The organism is Stenotrophomonas sp. 220_Sma, assembly GCF_056487375.1.
In genome coordinates this window covers 1,252,782-1,278,399 of sequence record NZ_CM151348.1, presented here as the reverse complement: position 1 = coordinate 1,278,399, position 25,618 = coordinate 1,252,782, and the positions used below count along the sequence as shown (strand labels likewise).

The window sequence follows — 25,618 nt, the reverse complement described above, 5'->3', positions numbered from 1 at the left end:
GAGCCGATGCCAACGCTTGGAATCGCCATCGTCGGCGCCGGCATGATCGGCGCCGTGCACCGCCGTGCGGCCTTGCTCGCCGGTGCCGAGGTACGCGGCGTTGCCGCTTCGTCAGCGCAGCGCGCGCGTGAGATGGCGCAGCTGTGGAATGTCCCGCGCGCCTATCGGGACATCGAGGAGGTGATCGCCGATCCGCAGGTGCAGGTCGTGCACGTCTGCACGCCCAACCATCTGCACCGCGCAATGGCGCAGGCCGCGCTGGAAGCCGGCAAGCACGTGATCTGCGAGAAACCGCTGGCGACCACGCTGGACGATGCGCAGGCGCTGGCGGCGTTGGCCGCCTCGACCGGCCTGGTTGCCACGGTCCCCTTCGTCTACCGCTACCACCCGGTGGTGCGCGAGGCGCGCGCACGCATAGCACAGGGTGATCTGGGGCCGCTGCACCTGATCCACGGCAGCTACCTGCAGGACTGGCTGCTGGACCCGGCCAGCAACAACTGGCGCGTGGACCCGGCGCTGGGTGGCGCATCGCGCGTATTCGCCGACATCGGCTCGCACTGGTGCGACCTGGTGGAATGGGTCAGCGGCGAACGCTTCGCCGAGGTCAGCGCGGCGTTCTCTACGGTCATCGCCGAGCGCGGCGCCGTCAGCGGACAGAGCTTCAGCACGCCAACCGCAGCCAGCGCAATGCAGGAGGTAACGAGCGAGGACGTGGCTGCGGCGATGTTCAGGACCGGTGCCGGTACGCTGGCATCTCTGACCGTCAGCCAGGTCTCGGCCGGACGCCACAACCGCCTCTGGTTCGAGATCGACGGTGCCAAGGCCAGCGTGGCTTTCAACCAGGAAGACGCCGAGCGGCTGTGGATCGGCCTGCCCGACCAACGCGAGGAGATCTTCGTGCGCGGACCGGGCGCCGGCGGAGCCGAACAACGCCGGCTGTCGGTGTTGCCGGCCGGCCACGCGCAGGGCTACGCCCAGTGCTTCGAAGCGTTTGTCGCCGACAGCTATCGCGCCATCGAGGGCGAGCGGCCGCAGGCCCTTCCCACCTTCGAGGACGGCCTGCGCTCGGCGCAGATCGTCGATCGTGTCATTGCATCAGCCAGGTCGCGTGCCTGGACCACCATCGGTTGAAACCCGGGAGGATCTGTTGATGAAAGCCCTTGTCCATGGAACTGCAAGCCTCATTCTGCTGCTCGCTGCCCTGCCCGCTTTCGCAGTCGAAGCCGCCAGCACGCAGAAGCCGATCGCGGTACAGATGTACACCCTGCGCGATGCCGGCTCGCTCGAGCAGCAGCTGAAGATCGTCCACGACGCTGGCGTCCATGCGGTGGAAACGGTCGGCACGCAGAACACCAGCGCCGCCGAGCTCAAGCAGCTGCTGGACCGGTATTCGATCAAGGCAGTTTCATCGCATGTGCCGCTGGCCGAGCTTCGCAGCAACCTGGATGGGGTGGTGACCTTCAACCGGTCGATCGGCAACACGACACTGGTGGTGCCGTACCTGGACAAGAAGGATCGCCCGGGCGATGCCGCGGGCTGGACTGCGCTGGGCCAGGAACTGGGCAGTATCGCGAAGCAGGTGCGCGGCAAGGGCATGCGCCTGGCCTATCACAACCACGATTTCGAGCTGGTGGACTTCGATGGCAGGACCGGACTGGAGCTGCTGTTCGCCGCCGCCGGTCCAGACCTGCAGACCGAGCTGGACCTGGCCTGGGTCGCGCGTGCAGGCCTGGACCCGGCCGTGATGCTGGCAAAGTTCCGCGGCCACGTATTCGCGGTGCACGCCAAGGACAATGCACCGAAGGGCCAGGCCCAGGACGAAGGCGGATTCGCCGCGGTTGGCCGGGGCGTGCTGGACTGGAACGCGATCCTGCCTGCTGCGGCAGCCGCCGGCGTGCATTGGTACATCATCGAGCACGACCAGCCACGCGATCCGGCCAGGATCATCCAGACCGGTGCGGACTATCTGCGTGAACACCTGACCACCAACGTGCCCGCCCGTGCGCGGCGCTGACGCATCAAGGAGCCCCACATGAAAATGATCCTGGCAACGGCGGTGGCCCTGGGTGGCATGAGCGTTGCGACGGCCGCCTGGTGCAAGGACGATCCGGCTGCGGGTGCAAAGCTCTACACCGCGAACTGCGTGGCCTGCCACGGCGCCGATCGTGCGGGCATGCCGGGCGCGTTCCCGGCGCTCACCGACATCGGCAAGCGCATGGCACCCGCACAGATCAAGGAAAAGATCAGCAAGGGCGGCGGGCTGATGCCGCCCTTCTCCCAGCTGACACAGCAGGAGATCAACGACATCGCCAGCTACCTGGCGAAGTAAGCGGCCGGCGACCACGCTGGCCGCGTGCCCCTACAGCTCGCGCACCCAGATGTTGCGGTAGCTGACCCTGGAGTCATGTTCCTGCAGATAGAGCGGCGCACACGCATGCGGCGCGTAGGAAGGCGCGCCGATGTACTCGGTCTTGCCCGCCAGCACAGTGTCGTCCTGCACCAGCACGCCGTTGTGCAGCACCGTGATGCGCGCGGGCGACACAAGCCCGCCGCCCGCCGAGAAGCGGGGTGCTTTCCAGAGGATGTCGTAGGCCTGCCACTGTCCCGGTGCGCGCGAGGCGTTCACCAACGGCATGGCCTGCTTGTAGATCGAGCCCGCCTGGCCATTGGCATAGGTCGGGTTGTTGTAGCTGTCGAGCACCTGCAGCTCATACAGCTCCTGCAGGAAGATGCCGCTGTTGCCGCGGTTCTGTCCGTCGAAGCCCTTCGTGTCGGTGGGCGTACGCCACTCGACATGCAGCTGGACGTCGCAGAAGCGTTGCCTGGTGCGAATGCCCTTGCTGCCGGGCACGACGGTCATGGCGCCATCGGCAACCTTCCAGGGCACGCCTCCGCCCTGCTCCGACTCCCACGCGGAGACATCCTTGCCATCGAACAGCACGATTGCGTCGGACGGGGCCCTGCCTGGCGGCGTGGCAACGGTCGCAGGCACCGGCGTCCACACCTCGGTCTTCTTCGGATCGCGCGCGGCGTCGGCACCGTTCTGCGCGAACACGGGTGCGGCGGCCAGCGCGGTGGCCGCGATCAGCAGCGGCTTGATCATCCTGTTGCGCTCCATCAGCTGGTCCCCCAGGCGGGCGTGCCGGGAACATAGGCGAGATCGCCGTCGTAGCGCCCCGGCACCGCAACGTACTGCAGCACTCCGGTGGCGCCGACCTTGGAGGTGAAGAAGCCGAAGATGGCCAGCTGCTTGAGCATCGTGAAGTAATGCGGCATCGCCTCGCCCTCTTCAGGCGTACCGGTTTCGGTCACATCGGCATGGCGTGCCTTGGCTTCGGCGTCCAGCGTGCGCAGCAATTCGGTTCGGGCTTCCGGCGTGAGCGACGCGAAGCGGCCGCCGGCGCGTTTGTCGATGTCGGCCAGCCCTGCGCGGAAGGTCGCCTGCTGCCGGGCGGTATAGCAGTCGCTGACGAACGTCGCCATGAACAGGCCGGCGCCGGCATCCTTCGCCCCTGGTGTCCGGGTCCGAGGCAGGATGGTCTCGGCGATCTCGTCCAGCGTAGCGACGTCGGTATCGGAGAAATGAATCTTGGTGGCGCCCGCCGGTGCCTGACCCTGCACAAGGGCAGGCAACCCAACCATGGCCGCACCGGTGGCGGCGACGATCATCTTCAACAGCTCGCGGCGATCCATCACAGGTTCCCCGCTTTCAGTTCGCGTACCGCGTGGTCGGCCGCGCGCGCGGTCAGCGCCATGTAGGTCAGCGAAGGATTCACGCAGGCGCTGGAGGTCATGCAGGCACCGTCGGTCACATAGACATTGGGCGCATCCCAGACCTGATTGTGCTGGTTCAGCACCGAGCTCTTCCGATCACGTCCCATGCGCGCGGTCCCCATTTCGTGGATGCCCTTGCCCGGGGCGTAATCGTTGTCGTGCATCTTCACGTCCTTGACGCCGGCCGCCTCCAGCATCTCGGCGGCATCGGCGGCCATGTCCTTTCGCATCGCCAGTTCGTTGGCACGCATGGCAACGTCCATCGCCAGCACTGGCAGCCCCCACTTGTCCTTGCGGTCGCGGTCCAGGCGGATCGTATTGTCGTGGTGCGGCAGCATTTCACCGAAGCCGGTCATGCCGATACGCCAGTCACCCGGCACGGTCAGCGCCTCCTTCAGGTCGGCACCGATGTTCAGTTCGGCGATCTCGCGCGACCAGCCGGTGCGGCTGGCACCGCCCTGGTAGCCGAACCCACGCAGATAGCCGCGCTTGTCGGCCGCAACGTTGCGGAAACGCGGAATGTAGAAGCCGCAGGGACGACGGCCGAAGTAGTACTTGTCTTCATAGCCCTCGACCCGGCCGGAGGCGCCCGCTCCGAAATGATGGTCCATCACGTTGTGCCCGAGCTCGCCCGACGATGACCCCAGCCCGCCCTCCCACACATCGGTGGCCGAGTTCATCAGCAGCCAGGTCGAGTTGAAGGACGACGCGTTGAGGAAGATCACCTTGGCGGTGTACTGGTAGGTCTGGCCGGTCTCGGCATCGATGACCTCTACGCCACGCGCACGCTTGCGGTCCTTGTCGTAGAGCACTTCCTTGACGATCGAGAACGGCCGCAACGTCAGGTTTCCGGTTTTCATCGCCGCTGGCAGCGTCGCCGCCTGGGTCGAGAAGTAGGCACCGAAGGGGCAGCCCAGGATGCACTTGTTGCGGTACTGGCAGTTGACGCGCCCCTGCTCGGGCATCGGCTTGGTGATGTTGGCAGTGCGCGAGTGGATCATATGGCGCGTTCCGCCGAAGGCCTTCTTGATCCGTGCAGCTACGTCCTTCTCGACGATATTCAACGGGATCGGCGGCAGGAACTCGCCGTCCGGCAACACGTCCAGGCCTTCACGCGTACCAGCGATGCCGGCGAACTTTTCCACATGGTCGTACCACGGCGCGATGTCGGCGTAGCGGATCGGCCAGTCAGCGGCGATACCGTCCTTGAGGTTCGCCTCGAAATCCAGGTCGGAGAAGCGATAGCTCTGCCGGCCCCACAACAATGAGCGACCACCGACGTGGTAGCCGCGGAACCAGTCGAAGCGCTTGGTCTCGATGTAGGGCGAGTCCTGTTCGTTGGCCCACATCCCTTCCAGGTTCTCGGCCAGTCCGTAGTCGCGCATCAGCACCGGGAACTCGGCCTTCATCGCCTGCGTTGGCCGGTTGCGGTGCGGGAAGTCCCACGCTTCCTTCATCGCATTGACGTAGTCCTTGACGTGCTCGATGTTGCGCCCGCGTTCCAGCATCAGGACCTTAAGGCCCTTTTCGGTCAGCTCCTTCGCCGCCCAACCGCCACTGATTCCCGAGCCAACAACAATGGCGTCGTAGTGATTATCTGCCATGGGTTTCTCACCTGGGTGGATATCGTTTCAGACGTCGCAGAGGCGGATCGCCTCGCGCAATGAGCCAACGGGATCGGGCGCTGCAGGCGTGAACTCCTGCGCCAGATACCCCTTGAAACCGGTGTCGCGGATCGCGCGACAGATGGCCGGATAGTGGAGCTCCTGCTGGTCTCCAATCTCGTTCCGGCCAGGCACGCCTGCGGTGTGGTAATGCTTGAAGCAGGCGTGATGCTTGCCGATGGTGGCGATGATGTCGCCCTCCATGATCTGCATGTGGTAGATGTCGTAGAGCAGGCCGAAGTTGTCCGAGCCGAGCCGCTGGCACAGCTCCACGCCCCAGGCGGAGTGGTCGCACAGGTAGTCGCGATGGTCGACCTTGGAATTCAGCAGTTCCATCACCAGCACCACCCCGCGCTTCTCGGCGTGCCCGAGGATGCGCTTGAGGCCGGCCTCGGCATTCGCGATGCCTTCGGCGGGGTCCATACCGTTGCGGTTGCCGGAGAAGCAGATCAGGTTGCGATAGCCGGCATCGGCGACCAGATCGATGTGCCGCGTGTAGCGCTCCACCAGCTGGTCATGGAACTGGCGGCCGGCAAAGCCCTTGGTCAGGCCCAGCTCCGCGCCGTTGCACATCGAGCTGTACACGCCATTGGCCTTCAGCGTCGGCCAGTCTTCCGGGCCGACCAGGTCGATCGCGGCAAAGCCGATGTCCTTCACCGTCGCGCAAAGCTGGGCGACGGACAGCTGCGGGAAGGTCCAGCGGGCGACGGAATGCTTCAGGTTGCCCTTGAGCGGCGCCATGGCGGCGAATGCGGGCAGCGTACCCGCAGTACCCAGAGCTACGCCTCCAGCAACCGCCATGCGCAACGCATCGCGCCGCGTGAGGCCCGTCGCCGGGGCCGGTCTGATCGAATGGATGGACATCCACCTGCCGGCCTCCCAACCGGTATCAAACGCAACGATTCACAGCAATGCAATCGATTGCACCATAGGGGAGGAAATTGTCTGTTTGCAAGTCGCGGTGCACGAAAACCGATGCTGCGGGGCACAACTCCGAAGGGATTCCGGATAAAGAAAAGCCCCGCATGAGCGGGGCTTTCTTTTCTGCTGCGAACGAGCGTTCGATCAGAACGGTTGTGAACCCACAGATCGCAGCGCTCTCAACGCGAAACCATCGCAAGTTCCTGTATCTAAAGGCTTTTTCTTGATCATTGAAACTCGCATTTATACATTGAGAGAGGTTTTTGTTGTAAAAGACGGATTTCGAGCCGAAAGCGACCGCCTTTTTCTACATAGGTAGCAATCCTAGCAGCGCGCAGAGGCAAGCGCTTACTTACCGCTTCGGGCACCACCTTTGGCGTGCTGGTCAAGGAACTTGCCCATCGCAACCTTTTTCTTCAGCACGTCGGCCGGGATCTCGAGCCCCTCTCGTCGCGCAATGGCAACCGCGTACTGGATCTGCGCCTGGGACGGTGGCCTCAAGTCATAGTCCAAGTACATGTCAACGACCGGACCGACAGCCTGCGCAACCCGATTGGCGAGTCGCTGAAGCTTGACCGGATCCGCTCTCGAACACTGCTCCCGACGTCTCCCCGCTTTCAGTAGCGGAGCTGTTTGGAGCCCGGCTTTATCGTAGCGGTTTCACCGCCAGCTGTTGGGCATAGGCGGCAGGCGTTAGCCCGCCGAGCGATTTCTTCGGCCGCTCTTCGTTGTACTCCCGCCGCCAGCGCTCGATCTCGGTGCGCGCGTGCAGCAGTGTCGGGAACCAGTGTTCGTTGAGGCATTCGTCGCGCAGGCGTCCGTTGAACGATTCAACGTAAGCGTTCTGATTCGGCTTGCCCGGCTGGATCAGACGCAGCGACACGCCACGTTCGTGCGCCCAGGCCACCATTGCCTTGCCGCAGAATTCCTTGCCGTTATCGGTCCGGATCACCTTCGGCAGGCCACGGCTGAGTGCCAGGCGGTCCAGCACGCGGCTGACGCCGTGGCCCGAAATCGCACGCTCGACCTCGATTGCCACCGCCTCGTGGCTGGCGTCATCCACAATCACCAGACACTTGATGACACGGCCGTCGGCTGTGCGATCGAAGATAAAGTCCATCGACCACACCTCGTTGGCCGCAACCGGACGAATCAGTGGTTGCCGTTCGCCCAGGGGCACCTTCTTGCGCTTGCGCCGCCGCACCTGCAGTTTCGCCTGCTGATACAGCCGCTCGACGCGCTTGTAGTTCACGACCTGGCCGCCTTGCCGCAGCTTGAGGTAGATCATGCCCACCCCGTAGCGCTTGTGCCGATGCGCCAAGGCCTGGATCTGCGCCCGCAGTTCTACATTGCGGTCCGGACGAGGCGTGTAGCGCAGTGCGCTGGCACTCATGCCGACCACGCGCAGAGCGCGCCGCTCGCTGAGTCCTTTTCTTGCCATGTAGCGCACCTGCTCGCGTCGGGCGGGTGCGCTCACCATTTTTTTCGCAGCACGTCCTTGATCACCTCGTTCTCGAGGACCTGCTCGGCCAACAGCTTCTTCAACCGCGCGTTCTCGGTCTCCAGTTCCTTCAGGCGCTTGGCCTCCGACACATTCATGCCGCCGAACTTGCTGCGCCACAGGTAGTACGACGCCTCGCTGAAGCCGTGCCGACGGCACAGCTCCTTGACCGGCAGCCCGGCCTCGGCCTCACGCAAGAAGCCGATGATCTGCTCTTCGCTGAAACGCTTTTTCACGTCCAATCTCCTTCTCGTTGGGGATTGGACTCCAAAGCAGCTTGCTACTCAATTGAGGGGGGGCGTCGCTCCTGAAGCGACTCCAGCAGACCAGCTTCCAGCGGAAGCTCGAGCATCACACCGCGTTCTGGGTCCAGCAACATTAGAGGCATAGTCACCGCCTGTTTTAGATAGGCGTCCCATAAGGGACTGGCGCTAAAGGTAGCATGCTGAGGGCGGAGCAAAGCTGAGCCAGCACGCGCTGAAGGACTTGCTGCCGCTAAAAGCTCCCTCAGGCTCAGCGGCCTGGCGATCGCTTCAGCTACCTAGGGATTCGGTGAGAAATGGCTACGCACTGAGCCGCTGCGCGGCCCCGCGATGTCGAAAACCCACGCATGAACCCCCGATCTGTGCCCGATCTGTGCCCAAAGCGGCGCTTGCGCGGCCGCTTCCTACCCGCCAGACTCGCAAAAAAGGGCGGTTGAACTTCCTATACCCGCCTCCGCATCGCCGGCCGGCCGAACTACGCCGACACCGACGACCATCGCGACCGCCTGGCGAACGCGCGCTTCATCGAAGGCAATGCCGGCTTCGCCTGGCGGCCGTGGGATAGCGCGCGCTGGGAAATGTTCGGCCGCTACACCTACCTGTACGACCTCTCCAGCCTGGGCCAGCGCGAGCAGGACTACGACCAGAAAACCCAGGTGCTGTCGGTGGAAGGCGTCTACCGCCACGACCAGCATTGGGAAGTGGCCGGCAAGCTCGCCCGGCGCGAGGGCGAGGTGCGCTACGGACGCGGCAGCGGGCCGTGGTTCGACTCGGCCACCGACTTCGCCGCGCTACAGCTGCGCTACGAGGTGGTCTACGCCTGGCACGCGCTGGCCGAATACCGCTGGCTGGACGTGCAGGCCGGCGGCACGCGGCAGGGCTGGCTGGTCGGACTGGACCGCGACATCGGCAAGAACTTCCGCATCGGCGCCGGCTACAACTTCACCGAGTTCAGCGACGACCTGACCGACTTCGACTACGACCACGAGGGCTGGTTCCTCAACATGGTCGGGATGTACTGAGGGTGCCGGTCCACGCAAGACCGTCGACGTTCAGCCGTCCACGGTCTCCTCGCCGCCATCCTTGGACAGCTCTTCGGCCCGGCGCTCATCCAGGTGGCGCTGCAGGCGGGCCACGTCTTCGGGCGACCAGTCGTCGATGCCGGTGACTTCCAGCCAGGCGTTGATGTAGTGCGATGGCGCGTAGACGTGGCCGAAACCCATTGGTGCGCTCATCGACAGCGAAGTATCCATTGCCATCTGCATCATCGTCACGACCGGATACCAGCGCATCGCCGGGGATACGTCCGGCGGGCGCGGGGCATCGAGCAGTTCCGGTTCGCGGAAGAAGCCGTGACGGTCGAAGAACGTCACCGCGTCGCTGCCGTACTGCAGGTAGACCACGCGCATCGGGCCCCACGGCGTGCCGGGCGGGGTGGAGCTGCCGTCCTGGTTCATGAAGCGGACGAACGAGCCGTCCTGGAACTGCGGCAGCCACACCGGCGAACCGGGATTGCGCGAGCGGGTCAGCCCGGCCCACTTGCTGGCGGCGAACGGAGGTCCGCTCCAGACCGCGCCATCGAATGGTTCGCCGAGCAGCTCGAACATCTCGAACGAGCGTTCCGAATTGAGCGCGCCCAGGCTCAGGCCGTGCAGGTACAGCTTCGGCCGCCGCTCGGGCGGCAGCGTGCGCCAGTAGCCGTAGACCTCGCGGAACAGTGCGCGCGCGGTGACCCCGCCTGTGTCCGGATCCAGGAACAGCGTCAGCGGACTGGACAGGTACGAGTACTGCACCGCGACGCTGGCCACATCGCCGCGGTAGAGATATTCGATGCCGTCGATGCCGGACGGGTCGACCCAACCGGTGCCGGTCGGAGTGATGATGATCAGCGCCTTGCGCTCGAAGCCGCCGACGCGCTTGAGTTCTTCCAGCGCCAGCTGGGCGCGCTCTTCGGGCGTGTCGCCGGTGGGCAGGCCCGCGTACACGCGCAGCGGCGCCTTGGCGCCGGGACCGGCGTAGGCGGTGAGTTCGTCGGCGGTGGGGCGGGCATCGACGTAGCGCCGGCCCATGCGCCCGAGCTGGTTCCAGGCCACTAGCTAGCGACTGCGCGCTGCCGGGGCTGTCCCATTCGGTCGGCGGCGGCATGTCGGGCGGGATCAGTGCATCGGCCTGGCGATAGGAGGCGTCCAGGGTGTCCAGCAACGAGGACAGGATCACGCCGTTGACCAGGCCCACCAGCAGCAGCACGCCGGCGATCGCACCGACCACGTGCGCGATCCGTCGCGGCACCTTGTGGGTGACCAGGCGCATCACCGCCTTGATGATCATCAGCGCGATGCGGCCCAGCACGACCAGCAGCAGCGCCACGACCGCCGCACCCGCGAGTACGCCCAGGATGCGCGATGGACCGGCGGGAGCCAGGTGCATCAGTTCGCGGACGATGTTTTCCCAATGCTGGCTGCGCCAAAGCGCGAGCGCGGCGATGACCGCGCAGGCGACGACCGCGATACGGCGGCGACGCGGCTGTCCCGCCGGCCCGGGGAGCGGCAGCTCCAGGTATCCCCACAGCCAGCGCAGCAGCACGCCCAGGCCGTAGCCGGCGGCCAGGCACATGCCCGACAGCACCGCCTGCGCGACCGTGATCCGTGGCGTGAGGCTGGGCGTGAGCGAGGCGGCGAAGAACAACGTCCCCAGCACGAGCCCGGTATTGCCAAGGCGCGCCAGCAGCGAACGCCGGAGCCGGGTGAACCAGCCATCGGATGTAGTACCGGAAGCGAGTGCAGCGTCGTCGTCCTGTCGCATCAAGTATCCCCTGCGAGTGGTCCCCTTGGGCCAATGTACCGGACACGGATAGGCGTTTTAACCGCATGAGGCCAAGTATCGCACCGCGGAAGCGCCATCAAGCCGGCTGAGACACTCGATTTTCCCGCCCAGGTGTCAGGTTCACCACCAGGGTTTGGCGTTCAGGAGAGTGATTTGCGGCGCTCGGCGTGTACCGGGCGCAGAGCCAGTTCGCGGCAAGTCAAAATCGCCGCTTTGTTCATTCACCAACTGATGCGCTGATCGACCTCAAAGTCCGGTGCCGGTTGCGCCGCTAGGTCCCAGTCTGCTGGCTCGGTTTGCGCCCCGTCATCCATCTGCGCATCACTACAGTCATCCCACAGCGGTGGCCCGCGCGCCGGGGAGATGCGGGGTGGCTCTGAATCTGCCCCGATGTGGTCCAGGATGTGCCGGATGTCAGCGCTGTGCGTAATGAACGCGATGATGCGCATATGCCCGCCACACAGCGGACACAAGAGGGGGAACACCTCGTAGATGCGGGCGATCAGCACCGCCCACAGGTAGTGCGCTGCACGCTTGGGCAGCACCGGCTCGCTCTGGGATGGCAGCGCGCTGCTCATCGGTACCACACCAGGCGCGCACTCCCCCGTGCTGATCGACGCGCCCAGCACGGGAGCGGCTCGCGCCGGTGTCGCCAGCGCCGTCACCGCAGCCCTGAGCGGCGAGTTGGGTGCCAACACGCCAAAATAGCGGTGCCGGTGGGTGCGTGGCGGGGGAACCAGCGCGGCAATGCGGTCGATCAGCTCCAGCGGTGTGAGGTGCAGCTCATAAAGGCCGATATGAACCGGCCGGGGCGGGCGCAAGCCTGAGCAGCCATTCCCTGCACCGGAGTGTTTCGTGCCGCGCCTCGCCGCGACCGTGTCGCAGCTGCAGGATGCCGTGGCGCACGCAACGTCGCCGGCAGCGCATCTGCCCACGGCTCGCTATGCGCCTCACCGTCCCGAGCGCACGCTGCTGTATTCGCTGGTGCAGGCGCATTGGCCGGACTTTCTCGCGCGCCGTGAGGTAGAAGACCGCCCGCTGCCCGAGCATGTGCGCGAGGAGTTCGAGACCTACCTGCGCTGCGGCGTGCTCGAGCACGGCTTCCTGCGCGTGGTCTGCGAGCACTGTCGTGCCGAGAGGCTAGTGGCGTATTCCTGCAAGAAGCGCGGCTTCTGCCCGAGTTGCGGCGCGCGACGCATGGCCGAGTCGGCGCGGCACCTGGTCGAGGAGGTGTTCGGCCCGCGGCCTGTGCGGCAATGGGTGCTGAGCTTTCCGTACCCCTTGCGTTTCCTGTTCGCCAGCAAGCCAGAAGCCATTGGCCCGGTGCTGGGCATCGTGCAGCGCGTGATCGCCGGCTGGTTGGCCGATCAAGCCGGCATCGACCGCGCCAGCGCCCAGTGCGGTGCGGTGACCCTGATCCAGCGCTTCGGCAGCGCGCTGAACCTGAATGTTCACTTCCACATGCTGTGGCTCGACGGCGTGTACGACGCGAACGTCGAGCCCCCGCGGCGCAAGCCGCGCCTGCGCCGCGCCCCCACCTCTGCGCAACTGACGCAGCTCGCCAACACCATCGCGCATCGCGTGTGCCGGCACCTGTCGCGCCGCGGCTGGCTCGAAGGCGAAGACGAATCCGTGTTCCTGTCCGACAGCGCGGGTAGCGACGACGGCATGGATGGGCTGCGGATGAGTTCGATGACCTACCGCATCGCCACCGGTCGCGACGCTGGCCGCAAGGTCGTCACGCTGCAAACATTGCCCGGTGACGCAGGCTCGCTGGAGGGCGATGCCGGCAAGGTCGGCGGCTTCTCGCTGCATGCCGGCGTGGCCGCGGAAGCACACGAGAGCCACAAGCTCGAAAAGCTGTGCCGCTACATCACGCGCCCGGCGATCAGCGAGCAGCGGCTATCGATCTCACCGCAGGGAAGGGTGCGGTATCAGCTCAAGACGCCGTGGCGCAATGGCACCACGCATGTCGAATGGGATGCGGTGGACTTCATCGCCAAGCTGGCGGCACTGGTCCCGCCGCCACGCGCGCATCTCACCCGCTTCCACGGCGTATTCGCCCCGAACGCGAATCTGCGCGCGCAGCTGACGCCCTCGGGGCGCGGCAGGCGGCCTGCGGGCGATGCGGCGCCGGTTGACGCAAGCGCCCACGACGAGCCGCGCAGCCCCGAGCAGAAGCGCCGTGCGATGAGCTGGGCGCAACGGCTCAAGCGGGTCTTTTCCATCGACATCACCACCTGCGCCCACTGCGGCGGCGCGGTACGGATCGTCGCCAGCATCGAGGAACCCACCGCCATCCGCGCCATCCTCGCCCACTTCGAGAAGCACGGCGCGCCCGCCTGGCGCATGTCACCCGCGTGCGTTTCGAGTGGCTGGCCACCGGCCGTGGCCCGCTGGCCTGGGAGGCGGATCCGGACGACATTCCGGCACTCGACGCCGAACTGGTCCACGACCCGCTCGAGCGACGCCTGCTGCAGGCGTTCCGCTGCGGCGGCCGCGAAACGCGGCGCCTGCTGCTGGGACTGGCCGACGCGCAGCTGGCCTCGATCCAGCCGCGCCGCGCCTGAGCATCGTGCCGGGCGGCGCCGTCACGCCGCGCACGTGCGCTCAGAACGACCCGAACATCGTCCCCAGCACGATCACCACCACCAGCGCCACGATCGAGCCGAGCACCGCGGTCACCGCGATGTCGCCGTAGCTGTCGCGGTGGGTGCAGCCGCACACCGCCAGCAGAGTCACCACCGCGCCGTTGTGCGGCAGGCTGTCCAGGGTGCCGGCGCCGATCACCGCCACCCGATGCATCAGCTCCGGCGACAGTCCGGTCTCGTAGGCGATGGCCATGAAAGTCGGACCCAGCGCATCCAGGGCGATGGTCAGGCCGCCGGACGCCGAGCCGGTGAGGCCGGCGAGGATGTTGGTCGCCACCGCCAGCGACACCAGCGGACCGCCGCCGATGCCCAGTACCCAGTCGCGCACGATCTCGAAGGCCGGCATCGCCGCGACCACCGCGCCGAAACCGACCAGGCTGCCCACCGCCAGGATCGGCAGCACCGAGGCGTTGGCGCCGGAGTCCATGCTCGAACGCAGCGAGGGGAAGCGGCGCAGGTTCAGCGCGATGGTGGTGGCGATCGCCGCGGCCAGCGCCACCGACACCGACCACACGCCCGCCACCTCGGACAGCGAGGTTTCGCCGAAGCGCGCGTACTGCAGGTAGGACACGTCCATCCGCGGCAGGATCAGCAGCGACATCAGCAGGTTCACCCCGATCACCACCGCCAGCGGCGCGAACGCAACCAGCGCCGACGGCAGGCCGCTGCCCTGGACGCCATGCGCCGCCTCGGCCGGATCGAAGGGCTGCGCCACCGCCGCGCGTTCGCGCACGATCTCGTCCTCGGCCACCATGCCGGCGTCGGGCGTGGCCAACTCGCCGAAGCCTTCGCCCGCCAGCCGCGCGCGACGTTCGGCGCGGGCCAGCCACCACAGGCCGAACGCCAGCATGATCGCCGAGGCGATCAGGCCCAGCCCGGGCGCGGCGAACGGCGTGGTGCCGAAGAACGGCATCGGGATCGCGTTCTGGATCGAGGGCGTGCCGGGCATGGCCGACATGGTGAAGGTCATCGTGCCCAGCGCCAGCGCCGGCGGCATCAGCCGACGCGGGATGCCGGCGCCGCGGAACAGCACCGCGGCCATCGGCACCAGCACGAAGATCGCCACGAACAGGCTCACCCCGCCGTAGGTCACCAGCGCGCCGGACAGCACCACCGCCAGCATCGCCCGCCGGGTGCCGAGCTTGGCGGTCATGAACGCGGCGATGGCCTCGACCGAGCCGCTGTCCTCCATCAGCTTTCCGAACAGCGCGCCGAGCAGGAACAGCGGGAAGAACTGGGAGATGAATCCGGCGGCGGCCGACATGAAGGTCAAGGTCCAGTGCGCCAGCAGCGGCTCGCCGGAGAACGCCGCCACCACCAACGCCGCGGCCGGCGCCAGCAGCAGCACGCTCCAGCCCCGGTAGGACAGGTACATCAACAGGCCGAGGCCGACCAGCATGCCCAGCAGTCCCATGCTCACACTCCTTCCAGCAGCACGTTCAGGTCGATCGATGAGCGCTTGCCCAGGTTGGCGCCGTCCTGCGCCAGGAAGGACTCGGCCACGCGCCGCCCCTCCTTGTGCAACATCTCCAGGAACGCCCACTCGGCGCTCATCTTCGACGAGGAATCCAGCACGGTGGCCAGGTCGTTGCGCACCAGGTGGATGCGCTTGCTCGCCCAGCGCGCGCCCTCGCAGTTGCCCACGTCGGCCACCTGGCGCAGCAGCGCGATCATGCGCAGTTCCTTGAGCAGGCCGGCGTTGAAGGAAATCTCGTTGATCCGGTTGAGGATCTCGCGCGCGCCGGTCGGCCGGTCGGGACGCTCGACCGGGTTGACCGCGACCAGGAGCACGTCGTCCGAATTGCAGTCGCGCACCAGCGGGGTCATGGTCGGGTTGCCGGAGTAGCCGCCGTCCCAGTAGTACTCGCCGTCCACCTCCACCGCCTGGAACATGTTCGGCAGGCAGGCCGAGGCCAGCAGCACGTCCGGGCTCAGTTCGGCGTTGCGGAACACCTTGCCGCGGCCGGTACGCACGTTGGTGGCGGTGATGAACAGCTTGATGTCCGACTTCGACAGCGCGTCGAAATCGAGTGAGCGCTCCAGGATGTCGCGCAGCGGATTGACGCCGAACGGATTGAGGTCGTAGGGCGACCACAGCCGCGACACCAGGTCCATGGCCAGGAACGCCGGCGAGCCCTCCAGGCTCCAGCGTCCCATCAGCACGTCCAGCGGCCCGCGCTGCAGCGGACTGAAGCGCGCTGCGTCGGACACCGCGCGCCAGAACCGGGCCAGCGCCTCGCGCGCGCCCTGGCGACTGCCACGTTCGAAGCCATCGACCAGCACGGCCGCGTTCATCGCGCCTGCGGAAGTACCGGACACGCCATCGATCCGCAGCCACTCCTCTTCCAGCAAGCGGTCGAGCACGCCCCAGGTGAAGGCGCCGTGCGAGCCGCCGCCCTGCAAGGCCAGGTCGATGGACAGGAGTTCGGGCGGCGGCGCCGCACGGCTCTTGCGGCGCGGCGCCGGCTTGGACGCAGCGGTCTTCCTGGCCGGGGTGGCCTTGCGGGTGCGGGCCGGAGTGCTCATGGGTGGATCCGTAGGGACGGGGGAAAACTACAGGGACACACGCAGCGCGTAAAGGAAAACGCCGTTCAATCGGGACCGGTACCGTCGGCACGTCGCACTTCCGCCACGAAGCGGCGCATCTTCTCGCCGTCCTTGACTCCCGGCGCGACTTAGATCCCGCTGGCCACGTCCACCGCCCACGGCGAGGTGGCGCGGATCGCGTCGTGCACGTTGTCCGGCGTGATCCCGCCGGCCAGCACGAACGGCCGGTGCAGTCCGCCGGGGATCGCGCTCCAGTCGAACGTGTGGCCGGTACCGCCGGCTGCGCCCTTGCCGTGGCTGTCGAACAGGAAACCGTCGGCGTTCGGCCAGCGCTCTTGCAGCGCGGCCGCATCCCAACGCTCGCCCCCGCCCATCGGCACCGCCTTCAGCCAGGGCATGCGGAAGGCGCTGCAGAACGCATCCTCTTCGTCGCCGTGGAACTGCAGCAACGCCGGTCGCACCATGCGCACCACTTCACGCACCTCGGCCACGGTGTTGTCGCGGAACAGCGCCACCGCGCCGACCATCGGCGCCAGCGCCAGGCGCAGTTGCCGCGCCTCGGCCGCGCTGACCCGGCGCGGACTGCCTTCGGCGAACACGAAACCGACCGCGTCCACGCCCAGTTGGGTATAGGAAGTTCAACCGCCCTTTTTTGCGAGTCTGGCGGGTAGGAAGCGGCCGCGCAAGCGCCGCTTTGGGCACAGATCGGGCAGGCCGGCGAGGACGGCGTGCAACTGATGACCCTGCACAGCGCCAAGGGCCTGGAATTCCCGCTGGTGTTCCTGGCCGGCGTCGAGGAGGGGCTGTTTCCGAACCAGCGCTCGATCGACGAGAGCGGCCGCCTCGAGGAAGAGCGCAGGCTGGCCTATGTCGGCATCACCCGCGCGCGGCAGAAGCTGGTGCTGAGCTACGCTGAGTCACGTCGGCTGCATGGCCAGGACATGCTGGGCCTGCCGTCGCGCTTCCTGCGCGAGATCCCCCCGCAGCTGCTGAACGAGGTGCGCCCGCGCACCCCTGCCTCACGGCCCTCGTACGCGATGCCGCGACGCGCCGGCCATGCCATCGTCGACGACGCCGCGCCGGGCTTTCGCCTGGGACAGAATGTCGCCCACGCGAAGTTCGGCAGCGGCGTGGTCACCGACATCGAAGGCAACGGCGCGCACGCACGGGTGCAGGTGAATTTCGACGAGGCCGGCAGCAAGTGGCTGGTGCTGGCCTACGCCAACCTGCAGCCGGCGTAGCACCGGCTCAGGCGGCGGGATCCTTCTGCCGCGTGCGCGACACCGCGGTGACCATGCCGATGCCCAGCAGCACGACGGCGCCGACGATGATCCACTGCATGGCGAGGCCTGCGAAGTATGCGCCGGTAGCCAGGCCGATGATCAGGACGAGCATTCCGGCGAGATAGATGGCGAACGAGGACATGTGCGACTCCTGCCCGCGATGGGCGCGAGGGTGGCGCGCATGCTGAATGCAGCGGCGTGGAGCCCGCGTCGACGTCCGTGCCCGGGACCCTGGCGGTGGCTACAGCACGTAGCCGCCGTCCACCAGCAGCTCGGTCCCGGTCACGAAGGACGCTCCATCGCCTGCGAGGTAGGCCACCGCCGCGGCGATGTCGTCGGGCTGGCCGACCCGCTTGAGCGGGGTCGCTTCGACGCCGGCAGCGTTGGCTTCGGCCGGGTTGGCGGCGAGCATCGGCGTGTCGATGAAGCCGGGATGCACCGAGTTGACGCGGGGGTATAGGAAGTTCAACCGCCCTTTTTTGCGAGTCTGGCGGGTAGGAAGCGGCCGCGCAAGCGCCGCTTTGGGCACAGATCGGGCACAGATCGGGGGTTCATGCGTGGGTTTTCGACATCGCGGGGCCGCGCAACGGCTCAGTGCGTAGCCATTTCTCACCGAATCCCGGCACAGGGCCGAGCGCAGCCCTGCGGGGTCGTGGCCGCATCGGATCGGATTCTGCTTTCGCTTCCGGTTGAGTGGCCGGCACCTCGTCACGCGGCCGGCGGCGGGGCGCGCGCTGCGGGCCGGTAGTGCGCTTGCTCCAGCGCGCCGTGCTTCTCGAAGTGGGCGAGGATGGCGCGGATGGCGGTGGGTTCCTCGATGCTGGCGACGATCCGCACCGCGCCGCCGCAGTGGGCGCAGGTGGTGACGTCGATGGAAAAGACCCGCTTGAGCCGTTGCGCCCAGCTCATCGCACGGCGCTTCTGCTCGGGGCTGCGCGGCTCGTCGTGGGCGCTGACGTCCACCGGCACTGCATCGCCCGCAGGCCGCTTGCCGCGCCCCGAGGGCGTCAGCTGCGCACGCAGGTTTGCATTCGGGGCAAACACACCGTGGAAACGGGTCAGGTGGGCGCGAGGTGGCGGGACCAGTGCGGCCAGTTTCGCGATGAAGTCGACCGCATCCCATTCGACATGGGTGGTGCCATTGCGCCATGGCGTCTTGAGCTGATACCGCACCCTTCCCTGCGGTGAGATCGATAGCCGCTGCTCGCTGATCGCCGGGCGCGTGATGTAGCGGCACAGCTTTTCGAGCTTGTGGCTCTCGTGTGCTTCCGCGGCCACGCCGGCATGCAGCGAGAAGCCGCCGACCTTGCCGGCGTCGCCCTCCAGCGAGCCTGCGTCACCGGGCAATGTTTGCAGCGTGACGACCTTGCGGCCAGCGTCGCGACCGGTGGCGATGCGGTAGGTCATCGAACTCATCCGCAGCCCATCCATGCCGTCGTCGCTACCCGCGCTGTCGGACAGGAACACGGATTCGTCTTCGCCTTCGAGCCAGCCGCGGCGCGACAGGTGCCGGCACACGCGATGCGCGATGGTGCCGGCCAGTTCCGTCAGTTGCGCCGATGTGGGCGCACGGGTGCGGTGCAGGCGCGGCTTGCGCTGCGCTGGCCCGGTGGTTTCCTCGTACACGCCGTCGAGCCACAGCATGTGGAAGTGAACATTCAGGTTCAGCGCGCTGCCGAAGCGCTGGATCAGGGTCACCGCGCCGCATTGCGCGCTGGCGTGGTCGACGCCGACTTGATCGGCCAACCAGCCGGCGATGACGCGCTGCACGATCACCAGCACCGGGCCGATGGCCTCCGGCTTGCTGGCGAACAGGAAGCGCAGCGGGTACGGAAAACTCAGCACCCATTGCCGCACCGGCCGCGGGCCAAACACCTCCTCCACCAGGTGCCGCGCGCTCTCGGCCATGCGCCGCGCCCCGCAGCTGGGGCAGAAGCCGCGCTTCTTGCAGGAGAAGGCCACCAGCCTCTCGGCCCGGCACTGCTCGCACACCACGCGCAGGAAACCGTGCTCGAGCACGCCGCAGCGCAGGTAGGTCTCGAACTCCTCGCGCACATACTCGGGCAGCGGGCGGTCTTCTACCTCACGGCGCGCGAGAAAGTCCGGCCAATGCGCCTGCACCAGCGAATACAGCAGCGTGCGCTCGGGACGGTGAGGCGCATAGCGAGCCGTGGGCAGATGCGCTGCCGGCGACGTTGCGTGCGCCACGGCATCCTGCAGCTGCGACACGGTCGCGGCGAGGCGCGGCACGAAACACTCCGGTGCAGGGAATGGCTGCTCAGGCTTGCGCCCGCCCCGGCCGGTTCATATCGGCCTTTTCCGGTTTTCGTATCGGACATCGCCGCGCTTAAGACAGGGCGTTTCCCACGTCGGAGGGCCTGAACCTCTTGCATGAATTCGTGGAAATGCACGCGCCGCTTGGCGGCGATGGGTGCGGCCTCGGTCAGCAGGTCCATCAGCATGGATTTGCCGCGCCCGACGCCGCCCCACAGATACAGCCCCCGCACCGGCGCCGCCGCCGGTTGCGCGCCGCCCCCGAACCAGCCGCGCCAGCCGGGCCGTGCGGCTGGCGGCGGCGCGTCGGTCAGCGCGGCCGCGATCCGGTCAAGCGCAGGCAGAACCGCGCGCTGCGCCGCATCATCCTTGAGCTGCCCGGCTTTCACACCGGCATCATATAGCGCCGTGACCGAAACCATCAGGGCCTGAAATTCTCGAATGTGATGCCATCGGCGACGCGCCGCGCCGCTGCCGCTTCTTCGGCGCTGCGGATGGTCCAGCACAGCACCGGCACGCCGCGCGATTTCAACGCAGCAACCGCCGGATTGCCCAGATCCACCCGATCATGAGAGATGAATTCGCCCCCCACCCGGTCATAATCCGACAGCGCGGCCAGCTTCTTTCGCGTGGCATCGGCCAGCATCGGCCATTCATCCTTGTCGAAGGCGCATGTGGTCAGCCCGCGCGTGACGGCGGGCGCGGCCTCGGCAAAGGCGGCCATGGTATTGGGGTTGAACGACATCACCGCCACCGGGCCGTCATAGGCCTCCAGCAGGGCGGCCACGCGCTGATGCACCTCGCCGATGGCGGTTCCCAGCCGCCCGTCCTGATCCTTGATCTCGATCAGCAGGGGCACCCGGCCCGCGATCTCGCGCAGGGTTTCGGCCAGCGTGGGGATCGGCTCATCAGTGCCCGCCAGCCGTTCTCTGGCCAGGTCCTCAAGGCTCATATCGGTGATATAGCCCTCATCCTCGCACATCCGCGTCAGGTCGTAATCGTGAAACACCATGGGCGTGCCGTCGGCGGCGGGCTGAATGTCCAGCTCGATCCCATAGCCCGCAGCGATCGCCGCGCGAAACGCCGCCAGCGAATTTTCCGGCACGCCGTCGGAATGCACCCCGCGATGGGCAATCGGGATGCGGATGAAATCGGGGTGCAGCGCCATCAAGACACCTCGAAAATGGCTTCGATCTCGACCGCGACGCCGCGCGGCAGGGCGGTGGCGGACACGGCAGAGCGGGCGTGGCGGCCCGCATCGCCGAACACCTCGACCATCAGGTTGGAACAGCCGTTCACGACCTCGGGCTGGTCGCCGAAATCGGGGGTCGAACTGACAAAAGCCGTCAGCTTCACAACCCGCACCACCCGGTCCAGCGTGCCAAGTGCGGCGCGCGCCTGCGCCAGCAAGGCCAGCCCGCAGGCTCGCGCCGCAAGCGCACCCGCCGCGACATCCATATCCGCGCCCAGCCTGCCCCGGATCAGCCCGTCCGGCCCGTTCGAGATCTGGCCCGAGACGAACAGCAGATTGCCCGAGACCTGCCAGGGCACATAATTGGCAACCGGGGCCAGTGCCTCGGGCAGGTCAATCTTGAGTTCGGCCAGCCTGGCATCATGGGACATTTGTCAGCTCCGTCATGAAATCGGGCCGATCCTAGGACGGATCGGCCCGGAAGTGGAAGCCCAATCTGGGCGGACGCCTCGCCCCGTTCAACCGCGCAGCGGCCTGAGCGCGGCGGCCCAACGGCCCAGTTCGGCGATCATCACATCGGCGCTGTCCTGAACGACCTTGGGCGCATCGAAACGGCCATCCTTGAGGTGATCGAACACCATCGGCACCGCGACTTGTTCGGGCAGCGGCATCACCTTGACGGTGGTCAGAATTTCCTTGGCCCCCTGTGTCGAGCGCATCCCGCCCGAGATCCCGCCATAGGACACAAAGCCCGCCGGTTTGTAATTCCATTCCAGCGCCAGATAATCCAGCGCGTTGAAGAAGGCCGGCGGCGGGGCGTAGTTATATTCCGGCAGCACGAACACAAACGCGTCCGAGCCGTCGACGATCCCGGCCCATTTCTTCGTATGGTCCTTGGTATATTTCTGCGCGCGCGGGTGGTTCGGCTCGTCCAGAAGCGGCAGGTCGATCTCCAGCAGGTCGGACAGGATCACCTCGTCAAAGGCACCGGGATTGGCCTTGGCATGGTCATAAAACCAATGGCCCACAGGCTCTCCGTTGCGGCCGGGGCGGGTCGAGGTGATGATGACGTTCAGTTTCATGGTATATCCTTTGGAAATTGTCGGATTTGACCTATGCGCTGAGGACCGGACCCGCAAGTCTCGGAATCGCGACATATGAAAGGGGGACGGATGAGCGAAACACAGACCTTGCCGCTGGCGCCGTGGCTGTCACGCTGGCGGCTGGACCCGGACGGGCCGGCCTTCACCACCCATCATGCGCATCTGATGCCGGTCCGGCAGGCGGGGCGTCCGGCCATGCTGAAACTGACCGCGCAACCGGACGAGATCCGGGGGGCGGCGGTCATGGAATGGTGGGCGGGCCACGGTGCCGCGCCGGTCCTTGCGCGAAAGGGCGGCGCGCTTCTTCTGGCCCGTGCCGAAGGCAGGCGGTCCTTATCGGACATGGCGCGCGGCGATCAGGACGATCGCGCCTGCCAGATCATCTGCAAGACCGCCCGCGCATTGCATCTGGCCCGCCCCGACCCGCCCGATCTGGTGCCGCTGACGGTCTGGTTTCGCGCACTGGAACAGGCGGCAGGTCAGGGCGACCTTCTGGCAACCGCATGGAAGACCGCATCGGCGCTGCTGGCCGCGCCGCAAGACCCCGTGGTTCTGCATGGCGATCTGCATCACGACAATATTCTGGATTTCGGTCAGGATGGCTGGCTGGCCATCGACCCGCAGGGCCTGTGGGGCGAGCGCGGCTTCGATTTTGCCAATATTTTCACAAATCCCGACCTGTCCGATCCCTCGCGCCCGGTGGCGATGCGGCCCGGCGTCTTTCAGCGCCGGGTCGAGGTGGTGGCCCGTGCGGCCCGGCTGGACCGCAAGCGGCTGCTGCAATGGATATTGGCCTGGGCCGGGCTGTCAGCGGCATGGTTCATCGCCGATGATGATCCGCTGGCGCGGATCGACCTGCACATCGCCATGGCCACCGCAGCCGAACTTGCCGCCACGTCCTAGGCCCGGCGCGATCACGCCACCAGTTGTTCGGCCCGTTTCAGATCCACACTGACCAACTGGCTGACGCCCTGTTCGACCATGGTCACGCCGAACAGCCGGTCCATCCGCGCCATGGTGACGGCGTGGTGCGTGATAATCAGAAAGCGCGTCTGGGTGCGGCGCGTCATCTCGTCCAGCAGGTCGCAGAAGCGGCTGACATTGGCGTCATCCAGCGGCGCATCCACCTCGTCCAGCACACAGATCGGGGCGGGATTGGCCAGAAACACCGCGAAGATCAGCGCCAGCGCCGTCAGCGTCTGTTCGCCGCCCGACAAAAGCGACAGCGTGGCCAGCTTTTTGCCCGGCGGCTGGCACATGATCTCTAGTCCCGCATCCAGCGGATCATCGGATTCGACCAGCACCAGCCGCGCCTCGCCTCCACCGAACAGATGGGTAAAGAGCGTGGTGAAATTGCTGGGTATAGGAAGTTCAACCGCCCTTTTTTGCGAGTCTGGCGGGTAGGAAGCGGCCGCGCAAGCGCCGCTTTGGGCACAGATCGGGCACAGATCGGGGGTTCATGCGTGGGTTTTCGACATCGCGGGGCCGCGCAACGGCTCAGTGCGTAGCCATTTCTCACCGAATCCCGGCACAGGGCCGAGCGCAGCCCTGCGGGGTCGTGGCCGCATCGGATCGGATTCTGCTTTCGCTTCCGGTTGAGTGGCCGGCACCTCGTCACGCGGCCGGCGGCGGGGCGCGCGCTGCGGGCCGGTAGTGCGCTTGCTCCAGCGCGCCGTGCTTCTCGAAGTGGGCGAGGATGGCGCGGATGGCGGTGGGTTCCTCGATGCTGGCGACGATCCGCACCGCGCCGCCGCAGTGGGCGCAGGTGGTGACGTCGATGGAAAAGACCCGCTTGAGCCGTTGCGCCCAGCTCATCGCACGGCGCTTCTGCTCGGGGCTGCGCGGCTCGTCGTGGGCGCTGACGTCCACCGGCACTGCATCGCCCGCAGGCCGCTTGCCGCGCCCCGAGGGCGTCAGCTGCGCACGCAGGTTTGCATTCGGGGCAAACACACCGTGGAAACGGGTCAGGTGGGCGCGAGGTGGCGGGACCAGTGCGGCCAGTTTCGCGATGAAGTCGACCGCATCCCATTCGACATGGGTGGTGCCATTGCGCCATGGCGTCTTGAGCTGATACCGCACCCTTCCCTGCGGTGAGATCGATAGCCGCTGCTCGCTGATCGCCGGGCGCGTGATGTAGCGGCACAGCTTTTCGAGCTTGTGGCTCTCGTGTGCTTCCGCGGCCACGCCGGCATGCAGCGAGAAGCCGCCGACCTTGCCGGCGTCGCCCTCCAGCGAGCCTGCGTCACCGGGCAATGTTTGCAGCGTGACGACCTTGCGGCCAGCGTCGCGACCGGTGGCGATGCGGTAGGTCATCGAACTCATCCGCAGCCCATCCATGCCGTCGTCGCTACCCGCGCTGTCGGACAGGAACACGGATTCGTCTTCGCCTTCGAGCCAGCCGCGGCGCGACAGGTGCCGGCACACGCGATGCGCGATGGTGTTGGCGAGCTGCGTCAGTTGCGCAGAGGTGGGGGCGCGGCGCAGGCGCGGCTTGCGCCGCGGCGGCTCGACGTTCGCGTCGTACACGCCGTCGAGCCACAGCATGTGGAAGTGAACATTCAGGTTCAGCGCGCTGCCGAAGCGCTGGATCAGGGTCACCGCACCGCACTGGGCGCTGGCGCGGTCGATGCCGGCTTGATCGGCCAACCAGCCGGCGATCACGCGCTGCACGATGCCCAGCACCGGGCCAATGGCTTCTGGCTTGCTGGCGAACAGGAAACGCAAGGGGTACGGAAAGCTCAGCACCCATTGCCGCACAGGCCGCGGGCCGAACACCTCCTCGACCAGGTGCCGCGCACTCTCGGCCATGCGTCGCGCGCCGCAACTCGGGCAGAACCCGCGCTTCTTGCAGGAGAAGGCCACCAGCCTCTCGGCCCGGCACTGCTCGCACACCACGCGCAGGAAACCGTGCTCGAGCACGCCGCAGCGCAGGTAGGTCTCGAACTCCTCGCGCACATACTCGGGCAGCGGGCGGTCTTCTACCTCACGGCGCGCGAGAAAGTCCGGCCAATGCGCCTGCACCAGCGAATACAGCAGCGTGCGCTCGGGACGGTGAGGCGCATAGCGAGCCGTGGGCAGATGCGCTGCCGGCGACGTTGCGTGCGCCACGGCATCCTGCAGCTGCGACACGGTCGCGGCGAGGCGCGGCACGAAACACTCCGGTGCAGGGAATGGCTGCTCAGGCTTGCGCCCGCCCCGGCCGGTTCATATCGGCCTTTTCCGGTTTTCGTATCGGACATCGCCGCGCTTAAGACAGGGCGTTTCCCACGTCGGAGGCCAGAAAGCAGTGATGTCGCGCTCCGCACGCGTGCTGATGCGCGGCGAGGTACTGGTGCCGCCGGCGGGCTGATGGCGACGGCGCCAGTCAGCCCTTCAGCGTCTGCCGTCAGCGGCTGGCGTTGGCAGTGGCCGTTTCGGCTGGTGCGTCCGCCTCGGGTTCAGGCTGCACGTCGGGCGTGCTCAGCACCAGCACCGCTTCCCACTGCCCGTCGGGGCGAAGGGTGAAGGCGGCCGGTTCAAGGTCGAACCGCAGCAGGTCGCGCGCCTGGATGTAGCGCACGTCGGGCCGATCTCGGCCGCGCGGCCGGACGGAGCGCCGCGCGCGCCGCCCTTGCCCGAAGAC

At 66.9% G+C, this 25,618-nt stretch carries 23 protein-coding genes and 6 pseudogenes; 8 read left to right on the top strand and 21 right to left on the bottom strand.

Annotated elements, in window-relative coordinates:
• The first annotated feature begins 6 nt into the window (after positions 1–6).
• Genes ACZLIB_RS06095 through ACZLIB_RS06085 form a run of 3 tightly spaced genes read left to right on the top strand, consistent with a single transcriptional unit; the run spans position 7 to position 2,329 of the window.
• Positions 7–1,131 carry a Gfo/Idh/MocA family protein gene (locus tag ACZLIB_RS06095; RefSeq protein ID WP_478469389.1) on the top strand — a complete coding sequence of 375 codons (1,125 nt, stop codon included), beginning with the start codon at positions 7–9 and terminating at the stop codon, positions 1,129–1,131.
• A 19-nt stretch (positions 1,132–1,150) separates the two neighbouring features.
• Positions 1,151–2,014, top strand: a complete 864-nt coding sequence (locus ACZLIB_RS06090) for a sugar phosphate isomerase/epimerase family protein (RefSeq protein WP_478469387.1) — start codon at positions 1,151–1,153, stop codon at positions 2,012–2,014.
• A gap of 18 nt (positions 2,015–2,032) precedes the next feature.
• Positions 2,033–2,329: a c-type cytochrome gene (locus ACZLIB_RS06085; RefSeq protein ID WP_478469386.1), complete on the top strand. Its 297-nt coding sequence runs from the start codon at positions 2,033–2,035 to the stop codon at positions 2,327–2,329.
• Positions 2,330–2,359: 30 nt separating this feature from the next.
• On the opposite strand, the gene ACZLIB_RS06080 is transcribed toward ACZLIB_RS06085, so the two are convergent.
• The 5 genes from ACZLIB_RS06080 to ACZLIB_RS06060 all read right to left on the bottom strand — a co-directional run bounded on the left by ACZLIB_RS06080 (position 2,360) and on the right by ACZLIB_RS06060 (position 8,096).
• A complete protein-coding gene (locus ACZLIB_RS06080; protein WP_478469384.1) occupies positions 2,360–3,103 on the bottom strand; it encodes a 3-keto-disaccharide hydrolase in 744 nt (247 codons plus the stop codon).
• A gap of 14 nt (positions 3,104–3,117) precedes the next feature.
• Entirely contained in the window at positions 3,118–3,693 is a 576-nt protein-coding gene (locus ACZLIB_RS06075) for a gluconate 2-dehydrogenase subunit 3 family protein (RefSeq protein WP_032127647.1), read from the bottom strand.
• The gene (locus ACZLIB_RS06070; protein WP_368851219.1) at positions 3,693–5,378 is read right to left on the bottom strand and encodes a GMC oxidoreductase; all 1,686 of its coding nucleotides are present in this window, start codon (positions 5,376–5,378) and stop codon (positions 3,693–3,695) included. Before ACZLIB_RS06070 ends, ACZLIB_RS06075 begins: the two co-directional genes overlap by 1 nt.
• Positions 5,379–5,405: 27 nt before the next feature.
• Positions 5,406–6,302, bottom strand: a complete 897-nt coding sequence (locus ACZLIB_RS06065) for a hydroxypyruvate isomerase family protein (RefSeq protein WP_478469382.1) — start codon at positions 6,300–6,302, stop codon at positions 5,406–5,408.
• 703 nt (positions 6,303–7,005) lie between these two features.
• Positions 7,006–8,096, bottom strand: a protein-coding gene (locus ACZLIB_RS06060; protein ID WP_149500787.1) for an IS3 family transposase whose coding sequence is annotated in 2 segments (ribosomal slippage) — positions 7,006–7,838 and positions 7,838–8,096 — 1,092 coding nt in all. Because the reading frame shifts where the segments join, the coding sequence is not laid out codon by codon here.
• Positions 8,097–8,701: 605 nt separating this feature from the next.
• On the opposite strand from ACZLIB_RS06060, the gene ACZLIB_RS06055 reads away from it, so the two are divergent.
• Entirely contained in the window at positions 8,702–9,145 is a 444-nt protein-coding gene (locus ACZLIB_RS06055) for a hypothetical protein (RefSeq protein WP_047290313.1), read from the top strand.
• Positions 9,146–9,175: 30 nt separating this feature from the next.
• Here the strand turns inward: ACZLIB_RS06055 and ACZLIB_RS06050 are convergent, their stop codons facing one another.
• The 3 genes and pseudogenes from ACZLIB_RS06050 to ACZLIB_RS06040 all read right to left on the bottom strand — a co-directional run.
• The gene (locus tag ACZLIB_RS06050) at positions 9,176–10,192 is read right to left on the bottom strand and encodes an alpha/beta-hydrolase family protein (protein WP_478469381.1); all 1,017 of its coding nucleotides are present in this window, start codon (positions 10,190–10,192) and stop codon (positions 9,176–9,178) included.
• An 85-nt stretch (positions 10,193–10,277) separates the two neighbouring features.
• Positions 10,278–10,736, bottom strand: a pseudogene (locus ACZLIB_RS06045) (alpha/beta-hydrolase N-terminal domain-containing protein); the annotation flags it as partial.
• A 431-nt stretch (positions 10,737–11,167) separates the two neighbouring features.
• Positions 11,168–11,731, bottom strand: a pseudogene (locus tag ACZLIB_RS06040) (transposase); the annotation flags it as partial.
• Between the two features lie 70 nt (positions 11,732–11,801).
• Between ACZLIB_RS06040 and ACZLIB_RS06035 the strand changes: the two are divergent.
• Both ACZLIB_RS06035 and ACZLIB_RS06030 read left to right on the top strand, forming a co-directional pair.
• A pseudogene (locus ACZLIB_RS06035) lies at positions 11,802–13,283 on the top strand (ISCR element clade Ia family transposase); the annotation flags it as partial.
• A gap of 23 nt (positions 13,284–13,306) precedes the next feature.
• A complete protein-coding gene (locus ACZLIB_RS06030) occupies positions 13,307–13,516 on the top strand; it encodes a hypothetical protein (RefSeq protein WP_019186274.1) in 210 nt (69 codons plus the stop codon).
• Positions 13,517–13,556: 40 nt separating this feature from the next.
• On the opposite strand, the gene ACZLIB_RS06025 is transcribed toward ACZLIB_RS06030, so the two are convergent.
• From ACZLIB_RS06025 to ACZLIB_RS06015, 3 genes and pseudogenes are all read right to left on the bottom strand, one after another.
• Positions 13,557–15,011: a GntP family permease gene (locus ACZLIB_RS06025; protein ID WP_019186275.1), complete on the bottom strand. Its 1,455-nt coding sequence runs from the start codon at positions 15,009–15,011 to the stop codon at positions 13,557–13,559.
• Between the two features lie 2 nt (positions 15,012–15,013).
• The gene (locus ACZLIB_RS06020) at positions 15,014–16,123 is read right to left on the bottom strand and encodes a patatin-like phospholipase family protein (RefSeq protein WP_478469380.1); all 1,110 of its coding nucleotides are present in this window, start codon (positions 16,121–16,123) and stop codon (positions 15,014–15,016) included.
• Between the two features lie 65 nt (positions 16,124–16,188).
• Positions 16,189–16,773: pseudogene (locus ACZLIB_RS06015) on the bottom strand (phosphoribosylanthranilate isomerase); the annotation flags it as partial.
• 81 nt (positions 16,774–16,854) lie between these two features.
• Between ACZLIB_RS06015 and ACZLIB_RS06010 the strand changes: the two are divergent.
• Positions 16,855–17,385 (top strand): annotated as a pseudogene (locus tag ACZLIB_RS06010) (3'-5' exonuclease); the annotation flags it as partial.
• 7 nt (positions 17,386–17,392) lie between these two features.
• Here the strand turns inward: ACZLIB_RS06010 and ACZLIB_RS06005 are convergent.
• From ACZLIB_RS06005 to ACZLIB_RS05975, 7 genes and pseudogenes are all read right to left on the bottom strand, one after another.
• On the bottom strand, positions 17,393–17,569 hold the full coding sequence (locus ACZLIB_RS06005) for a hypothetical protein (protein ID WP_478469379.1): 177 nt from the start codon (positions 17,567–17,569) through the stop codon (positions 17,393–17,395).
• Positions 17,570–17,668: 99 nt separating this feature from the next.
• Positions 17,669–17,896 carry an SDR family NAD(P)-dependent oxidoreductase gene (locus ACZLIB_RS06000; RefSeq protein WP_478469378.1) on the bottom strand — a complete coding sequence of 76 codons (228 nt, stop codon included), beginning with the start codon at positions 17,894–17,896 and terminating at the stop codon, positions 17,669–17,671.
• A 239-nt stretch (positions 17,897–18,135) separates the two neighbouring features.
• Positions 18,136–19,677 carry an ISCR element clade Ia family transposase gene (locus ACZLIB_RS05995; protein WP_478469377.1) on the bottom strand — a complete coding sequence of 514 codons (1,542 nt, stop codon included), beginning with the start codon at positions 19,675–19,677 and terminating at the stop codon, positions 18,136–18,138.
• A gap of 188 nt (positions 19,678–19,865) precedes the next feature.
• Positions 19,866–20,123, bottom strand: a pseudogene (gene zapE / locus ACZLIB_RS05990) (AFG1/ZapE family ATPase); the annotation flags it as partial.
• Positions 20,123–20,869 carry a glycerophosphodiester phosphodiesterase family protein gene (locus ACZLIB_RS05985; RefSeq protein ID WP_478469376.1) on the bottom strand — a complete coding sequence of 249 codons (747 nt, stop codon included), beginning with the start codon at positions 20,867–20,869 and terminating at the stop codon, positions 20,123–20,125. The pseudogene zapE and the gene ACZLIB_RS05985, both read right to left, overlap by 1 nt.
• On the bottom strand, positions 20,869–21,324 hold the full coding sequence (locus ACZLIB_RS05980) for a RidA family protein (protein ID WP_478469375.1): 456 nt from the start codon (positions 21,322–21,324) through the stop codon (positions 20,869–20,871). The genes ACZLIB_RS05985 and ACZLIB_RS05980 overlap by 1 nt, the downstream gene beginning before the upstream one ends.
• 87 nt (positions 21,325–21,411) lie before the next feature.
• Positions 21,412–21,975, bottom strand: a complete 564-nt coding sequence (locus tag ACZLIB_RS05975) for an NADPH-dependent FMN reductase (RefSeq protein WP_478469373.1) — start codon at positions 21,973–21,975, stop codon at positions 21,412–21,414.
• A 90-nt stretch (positions 21,976–22,065) separates the two neighbouring features.
• On the opposite strand from ACZLIB_RS05975, the gene ACZLIB_RS05970 reads away from it, so the two are divergent.
• On the top strand, positions 22,066–22,899 hold the full coding sequence (locus ACZLIB_RS05970) for an aminoglycoside phosphotransferase family protein (protein WP_478469371.1): 834 nt from the start codon (positions 22,066–22,068) through the stop codon (positions 22,897–22,899).
• Positions 22,900–22,910: 11 nt separating this feature from the next.
• Here ACZLIB_RS05970 and ACZLIB_RS05965 read toward each other — a convergent pair whose 3' ends face one another.
• From ACZLIB_RS05965 to ACZLIB_RS05955, 3 genes are all read right to left on the bottom strand, one after another.
• Positions 22,911–23,300: a hypothetical protein gene (locus ACZLIB_RS05965; protein WP_478469369.1), complete on the bottom strand. Its 390-nt coding sequence runs from the start codon at positions 23,298–23,300 to the stop codon at positions 22,911–22,913.
• A gap of 310 nt (positions 23,301–23,610) precedes the next feature.
• A complete protein-coding gene (locus ACZLIB_RS05960) occupies positions 23,611–25,146 on the bottom strand; it encodes an ISCR element clade Ia family transposase (RefSeq protein ID WP_478469368.1) in 1,536 nt (511 codons plus the stop codon).
• Positions 25,147–25,381: 235 nt separating this feature from the next.
• Positions 25,382–25,555 carry a hypothetical protein gene (locus ACZLIB_RS05955; RefSeq protein ID WP_478469366.1) on the bottom strand — a complete coding sequence of 58 codons (174 nt, stop codon included), beginning with the start codon at positions 25,553–25,555 and terminating at the stop codon, positions 25,382–25,384.
• Positions 25,556–25,618: the final 63 nt, after the last annotated feature.

Coding starts and splice junctions, on each gene's coding strand:
- ACZLIB_RS06095 (WP_478469389.1), top strand. CDS start 7: ATGCCAACGCTTGGAATCGCCATCGTCGGCGCCGGCATGATCGGCGCC.
- ACZLIB_RS06090 (WP_478469387.1), top strand. CDS start 1,151: ATGAAAGCCCTTGTCCATGGAACTGCAAGCCTCATTCTGCTGCTCGCT.
- ACZLIB_RS06085 (WP_478469386.1), top strand. CDS start 2,033: ATGAAAATGATCCTGGCAACGGCGGTGGCCCTGGGTGGCATGAGCGTT.
- ACZLIB_RS06080 (WP_478469384.1), bottom strand. CDS start 3,103: ATGATCAAGCCGCTGCTGATCGCGGCCACCGCGCTGGCCGCCGCACCC.
- ACZLIB_RS06075 (WP_032127647.1), bottom strand. CDS start 3,693: ATGGATCGCCGCGAGCTGTTGAAGATGATCGTCGCCGCCACCGGTGCG.
- ACZLIB_RS06070 (WP_368851219.1), bottom strand. CDS start 5,378: ATGGCAGATAATCACTACGACGCCATTGTTGTTGGCTCGGGAATCAGT.
- ACZLIB_RS06065 (WP_478469382.1), bottom strand. CDS start 6,302: ATGTCCATCCATTCGATCAGACCGGCCCCGGCGACGGGCCTCACGCGG.
- ACZLIB_RS06055 (WP_047290313.1), top strand. CDS start 8,702: ATGTTCGGCCGCTACACCTACCTGTACGACCTCTCCAGCCTGGGCCAG.
- ACZLIB_RS06050 (WP_478469381.1), bottom strand. CDS start 10,192: ATGGGCCGGCGCTACGTCGATGCCCGCCCCACCGCCGACGAACTCACC.
- ACZLIB_RS06025 (WP_019186275.1), bottom strand. CDS start 15,011: ATGGGACTGCTGGGCATGCTGGTCGGCCTCGGCCTGTTGATGTACCTG.
- ACZLIB_RS06020 (WP_478469380.1), bottom strand. CDS start 16,123: ATGAGCACTCCGGCCCGCACCCGCAAGGCCACCCCGGCCAGGAAGACC.
- ACZLIB_RS06005 (WP_478469379.1), bottom strand. CDS start 17,569: ATGTCCTCGTTCGCCATCTATCTCGCCGGAATGCTCGTCCTGATCATC.
- ACZLIB_RS05985 (WP_478469376.1), bottom strand. CDS start 20,869: ATGGCGCTGCACCCCGATTTCATCCGCATCCCGATTGCCCATCGCGGG.
- ACZLIB_RS05980 (WP_478469375.1), bottom strand. CDS start 21,324: ATGTCCCATGATGCCAGGCTGGCCGAACTCAAGATTGACCTGCCCGAG.
- ACZLIB_RS05975 (WP_478469373.1), bottom strand. CDS start 21,975: ATGAAACTGAACGTCATCATCACCTCGACCCGCCCCGGCCGCAACGGA.
- ACZLIB_RS05970 (WP_478469371.1), top strand. CDS start 22,066: ATGAGCGAAACACAGACCTTGCCGCTGGCGCCGTGGCTGTCACGCTGG.